This is a genomic window from Zavarzinia sp., from assembly GCF_041650655.1.
Classification (GTDB): domain Bacteria; phylum Pseudomonadota; class Alphaproteobacteria; order Zavarziniales; family Zavarziniaceae; genus Zavarzinia.
This window is the reverse complement of sequence record NZ_JBAZKR010000258.1, coordinates 1-2,766: the sequence shown is the minus strand read 5'-3', so window position 1 is coordinate 2,766 and position 2,766 is coordinate 1. Positions and strand designations below refer to the sequence as shown.

The 2,766-nt window shown below is 71.3% G+C and carries 5 protein-coding genes; all 5 read left to right on the top strand.

Features of this window, described 5'->3' with window-relative positions; translation table 11 throughout:
- A partial coding sequence (locus WC493_RS23205; RefSeq protein WP_373069013.1) for a hypothetical protein occupies positions 1-377 on the top strand: 377 nt, incomplete at its 5' end.
- Positions 374-823 (top strand): hypothetical protein, encoded by a 450-nt coding sequence (locus tag WC493_RS23200; protein ID WP_373069011.1) that lies wholly within the window; start codon positions 374-376, stop codon positions 821-823. The genes WC493_RS23205 and WC493_RS23200, both read left to right, overlap by 4 nt.
- Entirely contained in the window at positions 820-1,098 is a 279-nt protein-coding gene (locus WC493_RS23195) for a hypothetical protein (protein ID WP_373069009.1), read from the top strand. Before WC493_RS23200 ends, WC493_RS23195 begins: the two co-directional genes overlap by 4 nt.
- A gap of 3 nt (positions 1,099-1,101) precedes the next feature.
- Positions 1,102-1,434 (top strand): hypothetical protein, encoded by a 333-nt coding sequence (locus tag WC493_RS23190; protein WP_373069007.1) that lies wholly within the window; start codon positions 1,102-1,104, stop codon positions 1,432-1,434.
- A gap of 404 nt (positions 1,435-1,838) precedes the next feature.
- Positions 1,839-2,766, top strand: a 928-nt coding sequence (locus WC493_RS23185; RefSeq protein WP_373069005.1) for a hypothetical protein, incomplete at its 3' end; no start/stop codon positions are given.

The window sequence follows — 2,766 nt, the reverse complement described above, 5'->3', positions numbered from 1 at the left end:
CCCGGCGCTGGCTCCAGTCGCCGGACCGCATGGGGCGCACCATCTCGGGCGAGGTCGATCTTGACCGTCTGGCCGCCGACCTCGGATCCGGCCTCTTCGCCGGGAGGGATTCGGCGCCGTGGTTCCTGGTCGGGCTTCCGGGCCTCGTCGCCGACGTCTACGCGACCGGGGCGATGTCCGTAGCTGGGCCCGACGGGGTCGCGCTCGGGAGCGGACGAGAGGCGGCCCTGGCCGTCCTCTTCGACCGCCGCGACGAGCCCGCCCGGGAGACGGTCCTCCGGGCTCTGCGCGCCGCCTGCGCCCTGGACGTCTGGAGCGGCGGTGGGATCGACCTCTGGCGCGTCGGTGACCCGGCGCCGGAAAGGGTGGAATCGTGAGCAAGCCGACCCTGACTCTGCCCCTCGGTGACAACCTCTCGTCGTCCCTCGGCGTCGTCCGGGACGCCTACTCGGCTCGGATCGCGCTCCCCGCCGGAGCCGCCCCGCCGGAGCTGCCGCCCGAGCCAGAGCCCACGGACAAGGAGGTGGCGGCCCTGTGCATCCACTACGTCGCCGCCGTCATCGCGGCTCACCCAGAGGCCGTCTGCCGCGAGGCGCGCACCGATCCGCAGTTCCGGGAGGGGACTCACCCCGGGATCCGCTGTGGCATGGCCGCGGCGCAGTTGATGGCCGCGGGGAAGGAACACGTGACGTTCATCCGATCGCTCATGGCCGCCCGGCAGCGCCCGCGCTCCGGCCTGGTAGACGCCGCCAACCGGCCGATCGAGGCAGCCGCCGGACCGGCGCTGCTCGTGCCGGCCCACCTCGCAGGGAGGAAAGCATGAGACCCGAGACGCAGGCCGCGCTCGCCGCCGCCCGCCGCAACGCTGGCAGGGAGCCGACGATGGTGTCCGCGGCGCTCGCGGTACAGGTGGAGATCCTGGAGACGCTCGAACGGATCGAGGCGCTCAGCTTGCGGATACTGGAACCGCCGCCGCCCGTCGATCCGCTCGGCGACGAGACGACCCGCAGCCCGTCCGGCAAGGCCACGATCGACGGCGAGGTGCCGCCGGGTAACCCAAGCGGCCGCGCCCGCACGCGGCGACGGAAGGGGGTGTGATCGATGAGCGATTCTACCAGGGCAACCGAAGAGCGGTTCCTGCGCCTGGCCAACGCCGCCCGGCGCCTCATCCCGGACGCGCGCCAGGCCGCGATCGAGCAGGCGTTCCGGGAGTGGTCGGCGGCACACCCCGCCGAGTCCGCGCCGATCGCCCGCGCTGACGGCGAGGACTTCGGGGTGTGGCTTGAGCGCACCCGCCGCGAGACCAAGTGGGTAGCGGCCATGGACGCGTTCTGCGCCGCCGATCCGGTGCTCAAGTCGGCGACGCGGGCGAGCGAGATGGTACGCGGCAACGCCGAGGAGTTAAGGAGCCGACAGGCCGCGGGTGGGAAGTAGGCGATCCGCATTGCTGATACGTGTGCGCCACCGGTTGGAGACGATGAAAGACGCCGCAACGATGCGGAAACGAGAGCGGCGGGAGCCGCGGAAGTACCGGAAGGTCGGCGGGCGCGCCCTATACGACCCCGCTGACTTTGACGCATTCGTGGCCGGAGAGACCGTCCGGCGATAGGCCAGATCCCAAATCGTTCCATTCCTACCTCTTTTTGCCTATTTCTTCCCATAACCGCCCCTTGCGGTCACCCCTCGATTCTGCCTAAGATTTGGTAGGCTCGCGGTAGTCAGGCGAGCCGCCTCTGTCGTCCTCCGTATCGTCTCTCGTCCTCCTCCTCCCCTGCGCCCCGCCGGTCACCATGCCGACGGGGCGCTCCTGTTCTCTACGCACAGCAAGGAGCACCAACATGCGCCGCTATCTCGTGTGCGCCGCGGTCGCGGCGCTGGTCGGACTGGTCTACTCGACGCCTGCCTCGGCAGCCGCCTGCCGCGGTCGCCAGACGCGCATCGAGCAGGACCAGACCATGTGCGTCCAGGGCGCCGCGACGTGGCACGGTGCCGTCACGGCCGACGGGGCCGTCACCAGCACAGGCGATTTCGCCGTCGGGGCGAGTAAGTTCACGGTCACGGCCACGACGGGCCTCGTCCACACCGAGTCGGACATCACCTGCGGTCCCGTTGCCGCTCCTCTCGTGGACATCGGCGCTGACGGCGCCCTGCGCCTCGGGACGGCGGCCGCCCCGAAGCTGACGGTCTCGACGGCCGGCGCGCTGCACATGGAGGGTGATCAGACGATCGGCCCCGTGGCTGCCCCTCTGCTCGACCTGGGTGCGGACGGAGCGATCCGAGCGGGCACGGCCGCGGCGCCCGTCTGGACCCTCTCTACCGCGGGTGCGGTTCATCAGGAGTCCACGCTCACGGTGGGCCCTGTTGCCGACCCGCTCGCGAGCCTGGCCGCCACGGGCGTGTTCCGCCTCGGGACCACCGCGGCTCCGGTCTGCTCGATCGATGCCTCGGGCAACCTCGCGATCGACGGCTACATCGATATCGGCACCACGGGTGCCTCCCTGGCCCGGATCGCCGCGGACGGCAGCGTTCGCCTCGGTGTCGTTGGCGCGCCGGTCGCGACGATCTCCACGGCGGGCGCGGCCCAGTTTGATGAGGATCTCGACGTCGGCCCGACGGCGGGCCCGCTCGTCCACGTCGATGCCGACGGTAGCCAGCGGTGGGGTGCCACGGGCGCTCCTGTCGCGACGATGAGTGCCGCCGGCGAGCTGGCGGTTGACGGTGACGTTCTGATCGGGCCCACGGGCGCGGACCTCATCCACCTGGACA

Bases quoted from the DNA above. Each gene is read 5' to 3' on its own strand.
- WC493_RS23195 (WP_373069009.1), top strand. From the start codon at position 820: ATGAGACCCGAGACGCAGGCCGCGCTCGCCGCCGCCCGCCGCAACGCT.
- WC493_RS23190 (WP_373069007.1), top strand. From the start codon at position 1,102: ATGAGCGATTCTACCAGGGCAACCGAAGAGCGGTTCCTGCGCCTGGCC.